The organism is Actinoplanes sp. TFC3 (genome assembly GCF_001553785.1).
In the GTDB taxonomy this organism is placed as follows: domain Bacteria; phylum Actinomycetota; class Actinomycetes; order Mycobacteriales; family Micromonosporaceae; genus Actinoplanes.
On sequence record NZ_LOJP01000001.1, the window covers coordinates 341,143 to 358,548 of the forward strand.

The window sequence follows — 17,406 nt, forward strand, 5'->3', positions numbered from 1 at the left end:
ACATCCTCGCCGCCGCGCAGGATCCGACGCTGCAGACGTTCGAGGACGACGTCTGGTGGATCACGCTGATCAAGCTGTTCGGCGTGTTCGTGATCCTGCTGCTGCTGACGCTTTTCACGATCAACTACGAGCGCAAGGTCGTGGCCCGGATGGCCGTGCGGCCGGGCCCCAACCAGGTCGGCCCCAAGGGCTGGCTGCAGAGCCTCACCGACGGCATCAAGCTGCCGTTCAAGGAGGAGATCATCCCCAAGACCGCCGACAAGGTGGTCTACTTCATCGCCCCGGTCATCTCGGCGACCTGTGCATTCACCGCGTTCTCGGTGATCCCGTTCGGCCCGGTGGTGTCGATCTTCGGCCACCACACCGCGCTGCAGCTCACCGACGTGCCGGTATCGGTTCTGGTGTTGCTCGCTTGCTCGTCCATGAGCGTGTACGGCGTGGTGCTGGCCGGTTGGGCGTCCGGGTCGACGTACCCGCTGCTCGGTGGCCTGCGGTCGAGTGCGCAGATGATCTCGTACGAGGTCGCCATGGGTCTGTCGATCGTCGCGGTCTTCATGACGGCGGGGTCGATGTCCACCTCGCAGATCGTCAAGGCGCAGGCCGGCAACGGCGAGGCGGGCTTCGACATCCTGGGCTGGAACCCGACCGCCCCCAGCTGGTATGCGGTCCTGCTGCTGCCCAGCTTCATCATCTACTGCATCGCGGCCGTCGGTGAGACCAACCGCGCGCCGTTCGACCTGCCCGAGGCGGAGTCCGAGCTGGTCGGCGGATTCCACACCGAGTACTCGTCGTTCAAGTTCGCGCTGTTCTTCCTGGCCGAGTACATCAACATGATCACCGTCTCGGCGTTCGCCACCACGCTGTTCCTCGGCGGCTGGCGGGCTCCGGCTCCGATCACCAGCTTCTGGGCCGGGGCCAACTCCGGCTGGTGGCCGCTGGTCTGGTGGCTGGTGAAGGTGCTGATCCTGCTGTTCGGCTTCATCTGGCTGCGGGCCACCCTGCCCCGGATGCGCTACGACCAGTTCATGCGCTTCGGCTGGAAGGTGCTGATCCCGATCAACCTGGTCTGGATCCTGTTCCTGGCAGGTGTGCGGGTCACCAACGACCGGATCGACGGCGGCCAGCGCTGGCTGGTCTACTTCGTTGCGGCGGTGATCGTGCTCGGCATCGCGCTGCTCTGGCCGGCCAGCAAGAAGCAACGCAGCTACTCCATCGAGGAGCAATTGGCCGCGCGGCCGCCGGGCAGCTTCCCGGTGCCGCCGATGGATCTGCAGGTTCCCCCCAGCCCCCGGGCCCGCCGCGCGGTGGCCGAGCGCCAGCCCGCCACGGCCGGCGGCATCCCCGCGCCGGACGACGAAGAGAAGGAGGTGTGACGTGGGTACGTTCACCGGCTCCTTCAAGGGCTTCGGGGTGACCTTCGCGCACATGTTCCGCAAGGTCATCACCACCGACTATCCGTTCTCACCGCCGAAGCCGGCGCCGCGCTACCACGGGCGGCACATCCTCAACCGGCACCCGGACGGCCTGGAGAAGTGCATCGGCTGCGAGCTGTGCGCGTGGGCCTGCCCGGCCGACGCGATCTACGTCGAGGGTGGCAACAACACCGACGAGCAGCGCTTCTCGCCCGGTGAGCGCTACGCGAGCATCTATCAGATCAACTACGCGCGGTGCATCTTCTGCGGACTGTGCATCGAGGCCTGCCCGACCCGTTCGCTGACCATGAGCAACGAGTACGAGCTGGCCCGCGACAGCCGCCAGGACCTCATCTTCACCAAGAAGGAACTGCTGGCCCCGCTGCTGCCGGGCATGGAGCAGCCGCCGCACCCGATGCGGCTCGGCGAAACCGACAAGGACTACTACGTCGGCGCGCTGACCAACCCGGGCACCTCGGCCGGCGCCGAGCGGGCTCCCTGGGCTCAGACCGGCGCGGATGACGCCGCGACCGCTGTGGACCCGGCCGGGCGCCCGGAGACGGCGGGCACCGTGCGGAAGGAAGGCGCGCGATGATGTACTACGCGGCCGACGCCGCCGCCCAGGTGTCCACGGGTGAGGCCTGGGGGTTCTGGATCCTCGGCAGCCTGGCGGTCATCGGCGGCCTGGGCATGGTGCTCGCGCGCAACGCTGTGCACTCCGCCCTGTGGCTCGTCGTGACGATGCTCTGCCTCGGCTTCCTGTATGTGGTCAACTCCGCGCCGTTCCTGGGCGCGGTGCAGATCATCGTCTACACCGGCGCGATCATGATGCTGTTCCTGTTCGTCCTGATGCTGGTGGGCCGGGATGCCTCCGACTCGCTGATCGAGACGCTGCGGGGCCAGCGGGTCGCGGCGATCCTGCTCGGGGTCGGTTTCGGGGTGCTGGTCGCGACCGGGCTGGCCCGCTCGCTGGGCGACGCCGACGTGGCCGGGCTGGCCGACGCCAACGCGGCCGGCAACGTGCAGGGCATCGCCCGGCTGCTGTTCACCAAGTACGTGTTCGCCTTCGAGGTCACGTCCGCGCTGCTCATCACGGCGGCGGTTGGTGCGATGGTGCTCGCCCACGTGGAGCGGGCCAAGGCGGACATCGCGGACCAGGTCACGCGCATGAAGGAGCGTTTCCGGCCCGGCAACTACCCCGGTCCCAAGGCTGGCCCGGGCGTGTACGCCAACACCATGTCGGTAGCCGCGCCGGCTCGCCTGCCCGATGGCAACGAGTCCGAACGCAGCCTGTCGCCGATCCTTCCCGTCCGCGAGCTGACTGCCACCGAGGCCGCACCCAAGAGGACAGAGAAGTGACTCCTGACTATTACCTCGTACTGGCGGCCATCTTGTTCACCATCGGCGCTGCCGGGGTGCTGGTTCGCCGCAACGCGATCGTGCTGTTCATGTGCATCGAGCTGATGCTGAACGCGGCGAACCTCGCGCTGGTCACGTTCAGCCGGATCAACGGCAGCCTCGACGGTCAGATCATCTCGTTCTTCGTGATGGTCGTCGCGGCGGCCGAGGTCGTGGTCGGGCTCGCGATCATCATGTCGATCTTCCGGACCCGGCGCTCGGCAAGCGTCGACGACGCCAACCTCCTCAAGTACTAAAGGGGCCGTCACGTGGAACAGACAGTGGACTATGGCCACGCCACGGGCCTTCTGTCCGGTATATGGTTACTTGTCGCTATCCCGCTGGCCAGCGCGGCGATTCTGCTGCTGCTCGGCAAGCGGTCCGACAAGTGGGGGCACTGGCTCGGTGTCCTGGCCGTAGCGGCAACGTTCGTGCTGGGCCTGACGATGTTCATCAAGCTCGGCTCGCTCGACGAGGCGCACCGGTCGGCTCAGCAGAGCCTGTGGGACTTCATCGTCGTCGGCACCCAGGGTGCCGGCGGCCTGCACGTCGACTTCGGGCTGCTGTTCGACCCGTTGTCCGGCATCTTCGTGCTGCTGATCACCGGCGTCGGCTCGCTGATCCACCTGTACGCGGTGGGTTACATGGAGCACGACCCGGGACGGCGCAGGTTCTTCGCGTACTTCAACCTGTTCGTCGCGGCCATGCTGCTGCTGGTGCTCGGCAACAACTACGTGATGCTGTACTTCGGCTGGGAGGGCGTGGGTCTCGCGTCGTACCTGCTGATCTCGTTCTGGTACAACCGGCCGTCCGCGGCCACCGCCGGTAAGAAGGCGTTCCTGATGAACAGGATCGGCGACGCCGGCCTGGCCATCGGCATCTTCACGATGTTCGCCACGCTCGGCACCACCCAGTACGACGAGGTCTTCAACGGCGTCTCGGCCCTGTCCGGCGCGACAGTGCTCGTCATGGGTCTGTTGCTGCTGCTCGGAGCGGCCGGTAAGTCCGGTCAGTTCCCGCTGCACGCCTGGCTGCCTGACGCGATGGAGGGCCCGACCCCGGTCTCGGCCCTGATCCACGCGGCCACGATGGTCACCGCGGGCGTCTACCTGATCGCCCGCTCGCACGCCATCTTCACCGCGAACGCCACGCTGCAGACGATCGTGGTCAGCGTCGGCGCGCTCACGCTGCTGATGGGCTGCATCATCGGCGCGGCCAAGGACGACATCAAGCGGGTGCTCGCCTGGTCCACGGTCAGCCAGATCGGTTACATGTTCCTTGGCGTCGGGCTCGGCGGGGCGGCGTACGCGCTGGCCATCATCCACCTGCTCGCGCACGGCTTCTTCAAGGCCAACATGTTCCTCGGCGCCGGCTCGGTCATGCACGGCATGCACGACCAGGTCGACATCCGCCGCTTCGGCGGGCTGCGCAAGTACATGAAGTGGACCTGGCTGACGTTCATGATGGGCTGGCTGGCCATCATCGGCATCCCGCCGCTGTCCGGCTTCTTCTCCAAGGAGCCGATCATCGTGGCGGCCTTCGAACGCGAGGGCTGGACCGCTTGGCTGTACGGCCTGGCCGCGCTGCTCGGCGCCGGGCTCACCGCGTTCTACATGACCCGGCTGTTCGTGCTCACCTTCCACGGTCCGGAGCGCTACACCGAGGACAACAAGCATCCGCACGAGTCGCCGTTCATCATGACGGTGCCGCTGATGCTGCTGGCGCTCGGCTCGATCGGGGCCGGTTACCTGATGTCGACCTCGGTGCCCGACTGGCTGGAGCCGGTCTTCGGCCAGGAGGAAGCCGAGGCCACGCCGGTGCTCGCGCACTGGTTGCTGACCACGCTGAGCATCGTCGTGACGCTGGTGGGCGCGGGCCTGGCCTGGGCGCTGTTCCGCAAGGGCACTGCGCTCGCGCCGGAGCCGGCCGGTGTGGTGGTCACGGCCGCCCGCCGCAACCTCTACACCGACGCGATCAACGAAGCGGTGTTCGAGCGGCCCGGCATCTACCTCACCCGCGCCCTGGTCTACCTCGACAACCGGGGGATCGACGGGGCGGTCAACGGGCTTGCGGCGGCGGTCGGTGGCGGCTCCGGGCGGTTGCGCCGGCTGCAGACCGGGTTCGTGCGGTCGTACGCGTTGTCCATGCTCACCGGCGCCGTGCTGGTCGTCGGCGCGTTCCTCGCGATCCAGCTGGGGTGGTTGGCGTAATGAAGGACTTCCCGTTCCTGTCCATCCTGACGCTCCTGCCCCTGGTAGGCGCGGCGGTGGTGGCCTTCATCCCGCGCGGCAAGGCGAAACTCGCCAAGACCGTCGCGCTGGCTTGGTCGGTGGTGGTGCTCGCGCTGAGCATCGTCATGTGGGTCGCGTTCGAGGCCGGCGGCGACCGGTTCCAGTTCCGTGAGTCGTACCAGTGGATCCCCACCTGGAACGCCCGCTTCACCTTCGCCACCGACGGCATCGCGCTGGTCATGCTAGTGCTCATCGCGCTGCTGGTGCCGCTGGTGATGCTGGCCTCCTGGCACGACGTCGACGAGAACGAGCGCTCGGTGCCCACGTACTTCGCGCTGCTGCTGGCGCTGGAGTGCACGATGATCGGCGTCTTCGCGGCCGCCGACGTCTTCCTGTTCTACGTGTTCTTCGAGGTCATGCTCGTGCCGATGTACTTCATCATCGGCTCGTTCGGCGGCCAGCGCCGGCAGTACGCCGCGGTGAAGTTCTTCCTCTACTCGCTGGTCGGCGGTCTGTTCATGCTGGCTGCGGTGATCGGCCTGTGGGTGGTCGGCGGTCACACGTTCGACTGGCAGGCGCTGACCGACGCGTCGAGCTCGTTCAACACCGGCACCGCGCGCTGGCTGTTCCTGGGCTTCTTCATCGCGTTTGCGGTCAAGGCGCCGTTCTTCCCGTTCCACACCTGGCTGCCCGACGCCGGTGGGGCCGCTCCGGCACCCGCGGCCGCGCTGCTCGTGGGCGTGCTGGACAAGGTGGGAACGTTCGGCATCCTGCGTTACTGCCTGCCGATCTTCCCGGAGGCGTCGCGCTGGTTCGCCCCGGCGGCGCTGATCCTGGGCGTCATCGGCATCCTGTACGCCGCCCTGCTCGCGATCGGCCAGCACGACCTCAAGCGCCTGGTGTCGTACACCTCGATCGCCCACTTCGGGTTCATCGGCATCGGCATCTTCGCCTTCACCACCCAGGCGGGCACCGGCTCGGTGCTGTACATGGTCAACCACGGTCTCGCCACCGGCCTGCTGTTCCTGGTCGTCGGCATGTTCGTGGCCCGCCGCGGCTCGTCGCTGGTCAGCGACTTCGGCGGGGCCGGCAAGCTGGTGCCGGTGCTGGCCGGGCTGCTGTTCTTCGCCGGTCTGGCGTCGCTGGCGCTGCCCGGAACCGCGCCGTTCGTCAGCGAGTTCCTGGTGCTGATCGGCACCTTCACCACCCACAAGGTGTACGCGGTCATCGCCACCGCCGGCATCATCCTCGCCGCGGCCTACGTGCTCTGGATGGTGCAGCGCACCACGCAGGGCACGCTCAACCCGGCCGTCGAGCAAACCCCGGCCATGCACAAGGACATCACGTTGCGCGAGAAGGTCGTCGTCGCGCCGCTTGTCCTTCTGCTGCTGCTCCTCGGCTTCTACCCGAAGCCGGTCACCGATGTGATCAACCCCGCGGTGCAGGCGACCATGCAGGACGTCGGAAAGACCGACCCGGTGCCCCCAGCGGTCGCGAACGGAAGGGTGGCGCGGTAAGCCATGGACGACCTGAAACTTCCCGACATCAACTACGCCGCGTTGGCGCCGATGCTGATCCTGTTCGGCGCGGCCTGCCTTGGCGTGCTCTTCGAGGCGTTGGTGCCCCGGGCCCGGCGGCACGTCGTGCAGCTGGCCCTGGCGCTGGTAGCGCTGGTCGCCGCGCTGGTCACGGTGATCCTGGTGCGCGACACCCGGATTGTCACCATCGGCGGTGCGGTGGCGGTGGACGGCCCGACGCTGTTCCTGCAGGGCTCGATCCTGCTGCTCGGCATCGTGTCTCTGATGCTGATCGGCGAGCGCGCGATCGAGCCGGGTGGCTCGTTCGTATCGCAGGCCGCGGTGACGGTCGGCTCGCAGAAGGACCTCAAGCAGGTCGGCGGGCAGCCCGGGGCCACCGAGGTGTACCCGCTGACGATCTTTGCGCTGGGCGGCATGCTGCTGTTCGTCGCGGCGAACGACCTGCTGACGATGTTCGTCGCGCTCGAAGTCTTCTCGCTGCCGCTCTACCTGCTCTGCGCGCTGGCCCGGCGCCGCCGCCTGCTGAGCCAGGAGGCAGCGTTGAAGTACTTCCTGCTGGGCTCGTACGCGTCGGCCTTCTTCCTGTTCGGTGTGGCCCTGATCTACGGCTTCAGCGGGGGCGTCGACCTGGCGTCCATCCACGCTGCGGTCGCCGACCCGTCGCGCAGTGAGGTGCTGCTGTTCGGCGGGCTGGCCCTGGTGTCGATCGGGCTGCTGTTCAAGAGCGCTGCGGTGCCCTTCCACGTGTGGACGCCGGACGTCTACCAGGGCGCTCCGACCCCGGTGACCGCGCTGATGGCAGCCTGCACCAAGGTTGCCGCGTTCGGCGCCCTGCTGCGGGTGCTGTACGTGGCCTTCGACGGGGTGCGCTGGGACTTCCAGCCGGTGCTCGGGGTCATCGCGGTGCTGACGATGCTGGTCGGCGCGGTGCTGGCGGTCACGCAGACGGAGATGAAGCGGCTGCTGGCCTACTCCTCCATCGCCAACGCGGGCTACCTGCTGGTGGGGGTGCTGGCGCTCAACAAGGAGGGCTTGTCCAGCACGATGTTCTACCTGGTCGCGTACGGCTTCTCGGTGCTGGCCGCGTTTGGCATCGTCTCGCTGGTGCGTGACTCCGAGGGCGAGGCCACCCACCTGTCCCGCTGGGCCGGGCTGGGTCGCAAGAGCCCGGTGTTCGCCGCGATCTTCTCGTTCATCCTGCTGGCGTTTGCCGGCATCCCGCTCACCAGCGGCTTCACCAGCAAGTTCGCGGTGTTCGGGGCGGCGATCGACGGCGGGCAGACCTGGCTGGTCATCTTCGGCGTGATCACCAGCATGCTGCTCGCCTTCCCGTACCTGCGGGTCGTCGTGCTGATGTGGCTGTCCGAGCCGGGCGAGACCACCCCGGCGGTGTCGATCCCGGGCTTCCTGACCTCTGCGGCCCTGGCGATCGGGGTCATCGCGACGTTCGCGCTGGGCGTGGTGCCGGCGCCGCTGCTCGACCTCACCAACGACGCCGCGCAATTCGTCAGATAGCTCACCGTGAAACAGCCCCGGCTCATGGTGGCCGGGGCTTTTTCATTGGTGTCAATCTTCCGTCATGCGCGCTTGACGGCTTGACCGAGCGGACGGGCCGGCCGGGGGGTGAGGGTGGGAAGCGGCTCGCGTGCTGGTTGGGCGCGCTTTGGTCGTACCGGAGCAGGTTTTTGATCTTCAAGACCCTGACACCCTGGGTATCAGGTTCGTATGGCATCGTGAAACCGTGGTGAGCACCGGTGACACAGCGCTGACGTCGCTCGGAATCGACATCGACCCCAAGGTCGACGCGTCGGTCTCGGCGACGCTGGCCGTGGTGGAGGAAGCGCTGCGCGACAACGTGGTCAGTGCTGATCCGCTGATCGCGGATGCGGCGCGGCACCTGATGGATGCCGGCGGCAAGCGGTTCCGGCCGCTGCTGGTGGCGCTCGGGGCGCAGTTCGGGGACCCGCAGGCGGCCGGCATCGTGCCGGCGGCCCTCGTGGTCGAGCTGACCCACCTCGCGACGCTCTACCACGACGACGTCATGGACGAGGCTGCCGTGCGCCGCGGTGCGCCCAGCGCCAACGCCCGCTGGGGCAACGCCGTGGCCATCCTGGTCGGCGACTTCCTGTTCGCCCGTGCCGCCGACATCGCCGCCACGCTGGGCGTCGAGGCGGTCCGGCTGCAGGCCCAGACGTTCTCCCGGCTCGTGCACGGGCAGATCGCCGAGACCGCGGGCCCGCGTGGCACCGACCCGATCGAGCACTACCTGCATGTCATCGCCGAGAAGACAGCCTCGCTGATGTCCACCTCGGTGCGCTACGGCGGCATGTTCTCCGGGGCCAAGCCCGAGCACATCGAGGCACTGGCCGGCTATGGCGAGATCATCGGCGTCGCCTTCCAGCTCTCCGACGACCTGCTCGACATCGCTTCGGAGTCGGTGCAGTCCGGCAAGACGCCCGGCACCGACCTGCGCGAGGGCGTGCCGACCCTGCCCGTGCTCTACGCGCTGGCCGGCGACGACACCGACGCCTCCGCCGTGCGCCTGCGCGAGCTGCTCAGTTCAGGTCCGCTGGTTGATGACGCGCTGCACGCCGAGGCGCTGGGGCTGCTGCGCGAGTCCGCGGCGATGAAGCGGGCGCGCGAGACGGTCCGCAGCTACGCCGAGGAGGCCCGAGCCTGCCTCGCGCCGCTGCCCGACGGCACGCCACGCCGGGCGATGGAAGCCCTCTGCGACTTCATCGCCGACCGCACTAGCTGAGTTTGCGGAGCATGCGGCTGCCCACCACCATGAGGGCGGCCGCGCCCAGCATCGCCACCGCCGCCACCGTCCACATTGCCGGATAGTCGGCGCCCGACGCGACGGCGCCCAGTCCGAGCGGTCCGATGCAGCCGCCCGCGTACACGCCGGTCTGCGTGATCGAGGTGGCCGCGGCAGGCGCCTGGGGGTGCAGGCGGACCACTGCGAAGTTCATCAGCCCGGGCCACGACCAGCCCAACCCGAAGCCGAGCACCACGCCCACAATCAGCGCGGGCAGGCCCGGTGCTGCCAGCAGGGCCAGGCCGACCGCTCCGGCGGCCAGCAGCGCAGCAATGACGGCCACTTGCCGCGCCGGGAAGAGGTCTGCCTGCCAGCCGCCGCTCACGCGCGCCGCCACGCACACCGCGCTGCCCAACGTGAGCGACAGGCCGGCTGGGCCGGGGGAGATGCCTCGCGCCACGGCGGCGTCCACCAGGAACGTACCCAAAGCATTTGCCGACCCGGCGGCAAGAGTCGCCGCGATCCCGATCACGACCAAGGCCGCAGTGGCGCGCTCCTCGCGGTCGGCCGACGACTTGCGAGGGTCATCCCCTTCCACCGGTACGAGCCAAAGCGCGCCCGCCGCCCCCACCGCAGCCGCCACAAACGCCCAGCGCCAGCCCACGGTCAACGCCACAATGGGCACCGCAGCCCCGGCGATCAACGTACTGACCGGGATGGCTGCCTGCTTCACGCCGAAGGAAAGGCCCTGGCGACGTACCGGAACATGCCGGGAAAGGCTGGTGTTGCTCGCCAGCTGACCCATCGCGTTGGCGCCCGCCCCGAGCGCGAGAATCGCGATGAGGCTCCACAGTGAACGCGCCGCCACCGCGACCGCGAGCAGCGACACCACCGCAAGGGCAATCCCGGCGCGGGCAATCCTCGTCGATCCGTACCGCTCGACCAGCGCCCCCGCCGGTACCGAAGCCAGCGCGCTCGCCCCGAAGTACGCCGAGACGGCCAGTCCCAGCCCGGCCGGCGAGAAGTGCAACTCCTCGCCGATCTGCACCGCCAATCCGCCGACCAGGAACACCGGAACGGAGCAAGCGATCGTCGTGGTAAGTGCGCTGCCCGCCGCTCTCCACGGCCCGATGGCGTTCCCGCTGCTCGCGGCGGTGCCGGACGAGTCCTTCATGATCTTCGAGCCTAGGCCGGGGCTGCCGATTGCTGGACGGTGAGTGTCAATAACCACACGACGCGTAAAGATTCGTCATGGTCGACACGCAATAGGCATTCCCACCGAGGAAGATTATTCATATGGTGTAAGTCCCCGGCGTCGGAGGTAGCTGTGCGCGACCCCCTGGCGGAGCCGTCAGATCTCATCCGGAGCGTGTCACGCGCTTTGCGTGTGCTCGAGTCGGTTGGGCGTGCTCCGCGCGGTCTCACCGTGAAACAGATCGCGCGACGATGCGAATTGACCGTCGCGACGACGTACCACCTTGTGCGCACCTTGGCGTACGAGGGCTACGTGATCCGCCGTGAGGACGGCACCTACATCGTCGGCCTCGAGATCGCCGATCGTTATCGCGAACTCGTCTCGGCGTTCCGCGGCCCGCCCACCGTCGGCGAGGCGCTGCGCCGGGCCGCTGTCGACACCGGCTACAGCCACTTCCTCGGCCGATTCGTCGGCGGTCGGATCGCCGTGACCGCCTCGGCCGAAGGCGCCCGCTCGCCGTTCATGGACGACATCGCCCCCGGCTTCGACGAGGGCGGGCATGCCACCGCGCTGGGCAAGGCGCTGCTGGCCACGCTTACCCCCGACCAGCGGGCCCGTTATCTGCGCGACTGGGGCATGCGAGCGTTCACGCCGGCCACCCTGACCACGCCCGAGGCGCTGGAGGCCGACCTGGCCGCCGGTGAGCGCCGGGGCATGCAGCTGGAGATGGGCCAGTTCCGTCAGGGGCTCGCCTGCGCCGCGGTCAACGTGATCACCGACCGCGACATGGAACGCCGGCTGGTGCTCGCCTGCGCGTTGCCGGCCGCCGAGATGCTGACCTCGGCTCGGGTGGTCCGGGCCAAGCTGACCGCTGCGGCGCGCAGTGTCGCCGAGGCGCTGTCAACCGGGGACGCGGCGACGGCCTAGGCCTCAGACCCGCTGCGTGAACGCCGTTGAACTTCCTCGCGGCCTCATCCGTATGAACGGGTGACGCGCGAGGGAGGTCGGCAGGCTTGGAAGATCAGGACGCCGAGCTGCTGCGCGCGTTACAGGACGAGCACGGGGAAGCCCTCTACGCGCACGCCGTCCGCCTTTCCGGCGGGGATCGGCAGCGCGCCGAGGACCTTGTTCAGGAGACCCTGCTGAGGGCCTGGCGATATCCGGAATCGCTGGACCCCGCGCGGGGCACGGTGCGGTCATGGCTGTTCACCACCGCGCGCAACCTGGCGATCGATGCCTGGAGACGCCGGTCGGTGCGGGTCGGCGAGGTGGTCACGGACATGATTCCCGAGCCTCCGCCCAGCGCGGACGAGGCGGACCGGGCCGTCGAGGCCTGGACGGTCGCTGAGGCGCTGGCCCGGCTCTCCGACATGCACCGCGAAGTCTTGATCGAATGCTTCTACCAGGGGCGCTCGGTCGCTGAAACAGCGTCCCGCCTGGGCGTGCCACCCGGCACGGTCAAGTCACGCACGCACTACGCCTTGCGCTCGCTGCGCATGGTCCTGGATGAGATGGGGGTGACAGGATGAGATGCGATCACGAGCACGACGACGGCGCGTACGTCCTGGGCGCCCTCTCCCCGGCCGAGCGCACCGCGTACGAGCGTCACCTCGCGACCTGCTCGTTCTGCCGCGAGGCGGTGGCCGACATCGCCGTGCTGCCGGGCCTGCTCGGCCGCCTCGACCCGGCGGACTTCGAACGGCTCCTCGACCCCCCGCCCATCCCGCGGCGCCGGGCCACCACGCCGGACCTGGTCACGGCGGTGCAGACGACCCGGCGTCAGGAGCGCAAGCGGATCCGGTGGCGGGTGATGGGCACCGCGCTGGCGGCGGCCTGCCTGGCCCTGGTGGTTGGCATCGGCGCGGTGTTCTGGATGGGCCGCGGGGCTATGACGTCCGGGCCGAGCGGTCCGGCGGTCGCCATGACCCCGGTGAACGAGCGGGTGCAGGTGACGGCGCAGATCAATCTCGCGGGGGCGCAAGGCGGGACCAAGGTCACGCTGGTTTGCGCGTACGACCGGGGCAACGAGCAGTCCGAGCCCTACACGATAAGGCTCATGGCTTACGGGCCGGACGAGGAGAGCGAGCAGTTGGGCTCGTGGACCGCCTCGCCCGGCAAAGAGGTCAGCATGTCCGGCTTCACACACTTCACCGACGGGGTGCTGTCCCGGTTGGCGCTGGTGCGCAACGACGGGCGGATGCTGCTGGCGTACGACGTCCCCTGATCTGGCTCCGGCGAGATCAAGCGGGCGGAAGGGTGGTGGCCGGCTCCGCGGTGGCGGCCGCGGGGTCGGCCACTGCCCTTCTCTTGCTGCTGGTGCGCGCGGTCCGGATCCCGTCGACCGTGAAGATGATCAAGGCGACCCACACCAGCGCGAACCCGGCCAGCCGCGCCCCCGGAAGCGGCTCATGGAACAGCAGAACCCCACAAGCCAACTGCAAAATCGGCGCGACGTACTGCAAAATCCCGATTCCCACGAGCGGCACCCGGTTGGCGGCAGCAGCAAAAAGCAGCAACGGTACGGCCGTGGCCACACCCGACAGCACCATGAGCGTCGTGTGCCCACCCGAAACGTGCCCGAACTCGGCCCTGTGGCTGGCATTCAGCCAGGCAAGATAGCCCAGCGCAGGCAGCGCCAGCACAGCCGATTCGACAAAAAGCCCCTCGGCCGGCGGCAACTTCAACCTCTTCTTGATCAAGCTGTACGACCCAAAGCTCGCGGCCAGCGTCAACGCGATGTACGGCAGGTGCCCGTAGTCAACGGTCAGCACGGCTACCGCGATCGCGCCCACCCCAACGGCAGTCCACTGCCAGATGCTGAGTCGTTCCCGCTGCACGGTGACGCCGAGCAGCACGACCACCAGCGGGGTGATGAAATACCCCAGCGCCGTTTCCACCACGCGATCGGAATTGACGCCGTAAATGTACGTGGCCCAGTTCACTCCGATGAGAACTGCGGCGAGCGTGACGCCCCCGAGCAGCCGCCCATCCTTGACCAGCCGCGGAAGAAACCGCCAATTCCGGGCCACCCCGAGAAGCACGCTGATGAACACCACGGACCAGACAACGCGGTGGGCCAGAATTTCGAGCGGCGGGGAAGGCTCAAGCAGCTTGAAATAGATCGGAAAGAAGCCCCACAGCGCGTACGCAATCAGCCCGTACAGATACCCGCGACGCTCCTCACCCATGGCCTTACCGTAAGGGTCGAACGATGATCGGGTCCTTGCATATGTCGAAGCTCACGGCCGTTGCGGGCTGGCGTCGGATGGCTCGATCCGGTCAGTCGTCGTCCCCGTCCGGGACGAGCATGTTGAGGATCCAGCTGACGATGCCCACAATCAGGGCCCCCAGGACCGCGCTCGGCCAGAAATGGTCAACGTGGAAGGGCAGATCGAACTGCCCGGCGATCCAGCTTGTGAGCAGGAAGAGCAGACCGTTGATGACCAGCGAGATCAAGCCGAGCGTCAGAACGTACAGGCCGCACCCGATGGTCTTGATGATCGGCCGCAGCACAGCGTTGACAATCCCGAAAATGATCGCAACCGCCAGCAGCGTCCCGACCTTGCCGCCGAACGAGTCAGTCCGCAGCTCGATGCCCCCCACAACCACGGTGGCAATCCACAACGAAACGGCAGTACTCACAAGCCGGATGATGATGCCCATGTCACGCGATGGTGCCACGCCCGAGCCACCCCACGCGGCGACACACCACGGGCGGGCCCAGGAGATCGACAAAGCTGGCTCATGGTCCGGGTGCGGGCGCTGGGTTTGGCTTGCTGGCGGGTGCGTTTCGAGGGCCACGCCGGGCCTCAACCGCCCAGGCCGCTGATCAGCCGCGTACCGGGGTGCCGATCAACTGGGCTTCTATGGAGGTCTGGGAGAGGACTGCCCAGCGGACGGCGCGGCGGTTGATGACGGCGAGCATGTCGGCTCGGATCCGGGTCAGCCAGTCTGCTGTTTCGCCTAGGCCCAGGGCTGCGCCTACTAGTTGGGCTTCTTCGGGGCGTAGGGGTTGGACCAGGAGGAGGTCGGCGCGGGAGGCTACGTCGGCGTCGGCGGGGGTGAAGTCGTCGCGGACGACCATGGTGGCTTGCCAGCCTGCGCCGGGGCGGTTGTCGGCTCCTACCGGGCCGATGTCGACGATGACGAGCAGGGGGTGCAGGGCTGAGCCGGGCGGGATTTCGACCGCGCGGCCCGGGGGGATCACCGCGATGGATTCGCCGGGGACTGCGGCGCCGCGGACGAAGGGTTCCCAGGCTTGAGGCCGAGCCGTTTGTACGACCACGCGCGCACCCAAGGCCATGGCGCGCAGGGCCAGTAGTTGGGCGCAGCGAACTCCGCCGACCAGCAGGGCCCGGGTCTGCTCGGGACGGAACAGGCGGGCGATCACCGGTTCCTTGTGCCTGTTCTGGCCAACCATGAGGCCGGCATTGCCGATCGGGAGGTACAGATCGTTCAGGTCGCTCTCGTGGACCCCTGTCTCGCCGGCGCGGCCCGGGATGGCTGCGGTTGCCGGGATGCCGAGCGGCAGCGTTGCGGTCAGGCCCTCCAGGTGCTCGCCGTCGAGGCGGCGGGCGGTGGCTCGTTCGTTGGCGAGCAGTTTGCGGAGGGCCTGCGTGGCTGTGGACAGGGTGGTGGCGTCGGGGGCGGCTAGCCGGACGGTCAGGTCGACTGCTGTGGACGTACCGGAGGAGGCTCGTGGTCCTGCTCCGAGCGCAACCGTTGTCGCTGCCGCGGGCAGTCCCAGCATGCGGGCGATCAGCCTGCGGGAGGTCTCGATGCGCAGGTCGGGCCAGCGGTTGAGGCGGAACGTGGCCTGCGTCATGCCGCCCACCTGCAGGCCCGGCCAGCTTTCTTGCGCGGCGCCGACGCCGTCGTCATGGGCGAGTTCGGCGATGACCCGCAGTGCTGCCGTCTCGCCGAGGGGGCGCGCGGGGGTGGGGGTGAGGCGGCGGAGCAGCTTGCGGACCAGGCCGGACAGGGCGCGGCGCAGGTCGTCCTCGGACCAGCCTTCGCCGCGCAGCACGCGGACAGCGAGGAAGGCGCGGCTGTAGCCGAGCAGGCGGCCCTCGGAAAGCTGACGATAGGAGTTGGCGGGCGTGCCACCACCAGCACGTAATGATGGGGCCGGAGCGCCGGTCAGCAGGATCTGGATGCGGCACGGCGGGTGCTCGGTGGCGGTCGGCGGGAGCAGGCTCGCGGGGGAGGGGATGGTGGTGATGTCCTCGGCGAGCAGACCGGTCGGGTCGCCCAGCTCAAGAACCGCTGTGTAGCCCTGGCCGTCCACGATGATCGCGGCAGGATCGCCGGCCAGCTCGGTCTGCTCGACGCGGGAGCCGGGCGCGACGAATCCCAGCAGCGCGGTGGGAGCGCTGTCCACCGAGACGAGGTGATTGCGCCGGGAGTAACGCAGGGCCGTGCCGAACCACTCGAACGCCCAGCGGCCGCGCAGGTGTAGCCAGGTGACGACGAGGATGATGAGCGCGACGAACGCGCCTGCTCCGAGCGCGATGGGTCCGTTGATGGCACCGATGAGCGCGACGGCCAGGGCGATTTGGGTGCTGACGAGCTGTCCGGTGCGAATGCCGAAAACTCGTCCATGTCGGACACGCTGGCGCGGGAGTTTGGGCAGTTGCTGGCCGGCACCGCTCAGCTCCGGGAAGCTGCGTCCGGTTGCCACCTGTGCCGTCACCGCGCGCCGTCCTTCGTTTGGGGGCTTTCCTGCCGGCTCATCGTATGAGGTGGGCGACGTCGGCGGGGGGCGGCCTGTGGATGGCAGGCTTGCCAGGCATCGATATCCACAGCTTGACCGGCGACGTTACCGTTAGCGCGTCTGGACAACTACGGTCAGCCATGAACGGGGACTTAGTCCAGGTCAGGAGTGCCCCCCATCGTGTGCGGGGAAGGGTTAACCTGATGCATACGTCAATACGTCGATGGTCGGAAAGCTCAGTACGACCAAGTCCATTCCGGACACGGCGCGGGACGACAAGGGAAGCGGGGTGACGTCCGGGATGTCCGGAACCGAAGCTCAATCTCCGGTGATGGCTCAGGCCGCCGGAAAGTTCGAGCAGGTCAACCAGGACCTGACGACCATGCTGAGCCAGCTCATGACGCGGCTCTCCGTGCTTCAGACGGCCTGGGCCGGGCGGGGTGCGAAGGCGTTCGAGACCGTCCGGGCGCAGTACGAGGCGGATCTGACCAAGATCAACCAGGCGCTGGCGGAGACGGCTGAGGCGATCAAGACCTCGGGTGTCAGCTACCAGAACACCGACGAGTCGGCCGCGAGTTCGTTGACCAACGCCGGTGGTGGCGGTGGCGGCGGCTACCTGCCGCTCGAGAACTGAAGGCAGGGGAGCGCGCGATGACCGATGGACTGCTCAAAGTCAACTTCGGCACGCTGGCGACAGCCGGCGCCGATATCCAGCGGGCCGTTAGTGAGATGGAGCAGAAGCTCGCCGATCTCGACAGCTTCGCGAAGCCGCTGGTCGACACGTGGTCGGGTGACGCGCAGAGCGCTTACGCGGCCCGTCAGCTGAAGTGGACCACCGCTTCCACCGACCTGAAGAACATTCTTCACAACATCAAGGTTGCGGTCGACCAGGCGGCGCAGGACTACGCGACGACCGAGGCGAACGCGGCGAAGCGCTTCTCCTGATCTTGCGAACGGTCCGGCACCAGGGCCAGCAGAGATCTGACGGACGCGGCCGGGACATCCTTCGGGGTGACCCGGCCGCAGTCGGGTGCGCTGGGTGTTGTCCGGCCCTTTGGGTGCAGGTAGCCGTTGTGGGATGCTGATGCCGATCGTCGATTCTGACGCGATCCCTCCGGAAATGCGGCTACACAAAGTCATCAAACGGTATCGCTGCGCCAC

Annotated in this window: 17 protein-coding genes; 13 read left to right on the top strand and 4 right to left on the bottom strand. The window is 68.2% G+C overall.

Going from position 1 to position 17,406, the window contains the following annotated elements:
* The first annotated feature begins 2 nt into the window (after positions 1 to 2).
* From nuoH to TFC3_RS01595, 8 genes are all read left to right on the top strand, one after another.
* Positions 3 to 1,373 (top strand): NADH-quinone oxidoreductase subunit NuoH, encoded by a 1,371-nt coding sequence (nuoH, locus tag TFC3_RS01560; protein WP_369819660.1) that lies wholly within the window; start codon positions 3 to 5, stop codon positions 1,371 to 1,373.
* A 1-nt stretch (position 1,374) separates the two neighbouring features.
* The gene (nuoI, locus tag TFC3_RS01565; RefSeq protein WP_067494579.1) at positions 1,375 to 2,007 is read left to right on the top strand and encodes an NADH-quinone oxidoreductase subunit NuoI; all 633 of its coding nucleotides are present in this window, start codon (positions 1,375 to 1,377) and stop codon (positions 2,005 to 2,007) included.
* Positions 2,004 to 2,771 (top strand): NADH-quinone oxidoreductase subunit J, encoded by a 768-nt coding sequence (locus TFC3_RS01570; RefSeq protein ID WP_153040059.1) that lies wholly within the window; start codon positions 2,004 to 2,006, stop codon positions 2,769 to 2,771. Before nuoI ends, TFC3_RS01570 begins: the two co-directional genes overlap by 4 nt.
* Positions 2,768 to 3,067 carry an NADH-quinone oxidoreductase subunit NuoK gene (gene nuoK / locus TFC3_RS01575; RefSeq protein WP_015618499.1) on the top strand — a complete coding sequence of 100 codons (300 nt, stop codon included), beginning with the start codon at positions 2,768 to 2,770 and terminating at the stop codon, positions 3,065 to 3,067. Before TFC3_RS01570 ends, nuoK begins: the two co-directional genes overlap by 4 nt.
* A gap of 12 nt (positions 3,068 to 3,079) precedes the next feature.
* Positions 3,080 to 5,020, top strand: a complete 1,941-nt coding sequence (gene nuoL, locus TFC3_RS01580; RefSeq protein WP_067494584.1) for an NADH-quinone oxidoreductase subunit L — start codon at positions 3,080 to 3,082, stop codon at positions 5,018 to 5,020.
* Positions 5,020 to 6,558, top strand: coding sequence for an NADH-quinone oxidoreductase subunit M (locus TFC3_RS01585; protein ID WP_067494587.1), 1,539 nt, complete (start codon positions 5,020 to 5,022; stop codon positions 6,556 to 6,558). Before nuoL ends, TFC3_RS01585 begins: the two co-directional genes overlap by 1 nt.
* 3 nt (positions 6,559 to 6,561) lie before the next feature.
* Positions 6,562 to 8,094 carry an NADH-quinone oxidoreductase subunit NuoN gene (nuoN, locus tag TFC3_RS01590; protein ID WP_067494589.1) on the top strand — a complete coding sequence of 511 codons (1,533 nt, stop codon included), beginning with the start codon at positions 6,562 to 6,564 and terminating at the stop codon, positions 8,092 to 8,094.
* Between the two features lie 250 nt (positions 8,095 to 8,344).
* Positions 8,345 to 9,337 carry a polyprenyl synthetase family protein gene (locus TFC3_RS01595; RefSeq protein WP_236718346.1) on the top strand — a complete coding sequence of 331 codons (993 nt, stop codon included), beginning with the start codon at positions 8,345 to 8,347 and terminating at the stop codon, positions 9,335 to 9,337.
* Here the strand turns inward: TFC3_RS01595 and TFC3_RS01600 are convergent.
* Entirely contained in the window at positions 9,330 to 10,511 is a 1,182-nt protein-coding gene (locus TFC3_RS01600) for an MFS transporter (protein WP_067494590.1), read from the bottom strand. The genes TFC3_RS01595 and TFC3_RS01600 overlap by 8 nt on opposite strands.
* Positions 10,512 to 10,664: 153 nt before the next feature.
* On the opposite strand from TFC3_RS01600, the gene TFC3_RS01605 reads away from it, so the two are divergent.
* From TFC3_RS01605 to TFC3_RS01615, 3 genes are all read left to right on the top strand, one after another.
* Complete coding sequence (locus TFC3_RS01605) at positions 10,665 to 11,459, top strand: IclR family transcriptional regulator (protein WP_067494593.1); 795 nt, start codon at positions 10,665 to 10,667, stop codon at positions 11,457 to 11,459.
* A gap of 86 nt (positions 11,460 to 11,545) precedes the next feature.
* A complete protein-coding gene (locus TFC3_RS01610) occupies positions 11,546 to 12,061 on the top strand; it encodes a sigma-70 family RNA polymerase sigma factor (RefSeq protein WP_067494595.1) in 516 nt (171 codons plus the stop codon).
* The gene (locus TFC3_RS01615) at positions 12,058 to 12,756 is read left to right on the top strand and encodes an anti-sigma factor (protein WP_067494598.1); all 699 of its coding nucleotides are present in this window, start codon (positions 12,058 to 12,060) and stop codon (positions 12,754 to 12,756) included. The genes TFC3_RS01610 and TFC3_RS01615 overlap by 4 nt, the downstream gene beginning before the upstream one ends.
* A gap of 16 nt (positions 12,757 to 12,772) precedes the next feature.
* Here the strand turns inward: TFC3_RS01615 and rarD are convergent, their stop codons facing one another.
* The 3 genes from rarD to TFC3_RS01630 form a co-directional block, all read right to left on the bottom strand.
* Entirely contained in the window at positions 12,773 to 13,720 is a 948-nt protein-coding gene (gene rarD, locus TFC3_RS01620) for an EamA family transporter RarD (RefSeq protein ID WP_067494601.1), read from the bottom strand.
* A 91-nt stretch (positions 13,721 to 13,811) separates the two neighbouring features.
* Entirely contained in the window at positions 13,812 to 14,195 is a 384-nt protein-coding gene (locus TFC3_RS01625; protein WP_067494604.1) for a phage holin family protein, read from the bottom strand.
* Positions 14,196 to 14,361: 166 nt separating this feature from the next.
* On the bottom strand, positions 14,362 to 16,224 hold the full coding sequence (locus tag TFC3_RS01630) for a type VII secretion protein EccE (RefSeq protein WP_236717932.1): 1,863 nt from the start codon (positions 16,222 to 16,224) through the stop codon (positions 14,362 to 14,364).
* A 244-nt stretch (positions 16,225 to 16,468) separates the two neighbouring features.
* Between TFC3_RS01630 and TFC3_RS01635 the strand changes: the two genes are divergently transcribed.
* Both TFC3_RS01635 and TFC3_RS01640 read left to right on the top strand, forming a co-directional pair.
* Positions 16,469 to 16,879, top strand: a complete 411-nt coding sequence (locus TFC3_RS01635) for a WXG100 family type VII secretion target (protein WP_236717933.1) — start codon at positions 16,469 to 16,471, stop codon at positions 16,877 to 16,879.
* 17 nt (positions 16,880 to 16,896) lie between these two features.
* Positions 16,897 to 17,190: a WXG100 family type VII secretion target gene (locus tag TFC3_RS01640; protein WP_067494608.1), complete on the top strand. Its 294-nt coding sequence runs from the start codon at positions 16,897 to 16,899 to the stop codon at positions 17,188 to 17,190.
* The last annotated feature ends 216 nt before the right edge of the window (positions 17,191 to 17,406 follow it).

What these genes read in the sequence shown, in the direction of transcription:
- TFC3_RS01570 (WP_153040059.1), top strand. Translation starts at nt 2,004, where the DNA reads ATGATGTACTACGCGGCCGACGCCGCCGCCCAGGTGTCCACGGGTGAG.
- TFC3_RS01585 (WP_067494587.1), top strand. Translation starts at nt 5,020, where the DNA reads ATGAAGGACTTCCCGTTCCTGTCCATCCTGACGCTCCTGCCCCTGGTA.
- nuoN (WP_067494589.1), top strand. Translation starts at nt 6,562, where the DNA reads ATGGACGACCTGAAACTTCCCGACATCAACTACGCCGCGTTGGCGCCG.
- TFC3_RS01600 (WP_067494590.1), bottom strand. Translation starts at nt 10,511, where the DNA reads ATGAAGGACTCGTCCGGCACCGCCGCGAGCAGCGGGAACGCCATCGGG.
- TFC3_RS01615 (WP_067494598.1), top strand. Translation starts at nt 12,058, where the DNA reads ATGAGATGCGATCACGAGCACGACGACGGCGCGTACGTCCTGGGCGCC.
- rarD (WP_067494601.1), bottom strand. Translation starts at nt 13,720, where the DNA reads ATGGGTGAGGAGCGTCGCGGGTATCTGTACGGGCTGATTGCGTACGCG.
- TFC3_RS01625 (WP_067494604.1), bottom strand. Translation starts at nt 14,195, where the DNA reads ATGGGCATCATCATCCGGCTTGTGAGTACTGCCGTTTCGTTGTGGATT.
- TFC3_RS01635 (WP_236717933.1), top strand. Translation starts at nt 16,469, where the DNA reads ATGGTCGGAAAGCTCAGTACGACCAAGTCCATTCCGGACACGGCGCGG.
- TFC3_RS01640 (WP_067494608.1), top strand. Translation starts at nt 16,897, where the DNA reads ATGACCGATGGACTGCTCAAAGTCAACTTCGGCACGCTGGCGACAGCC.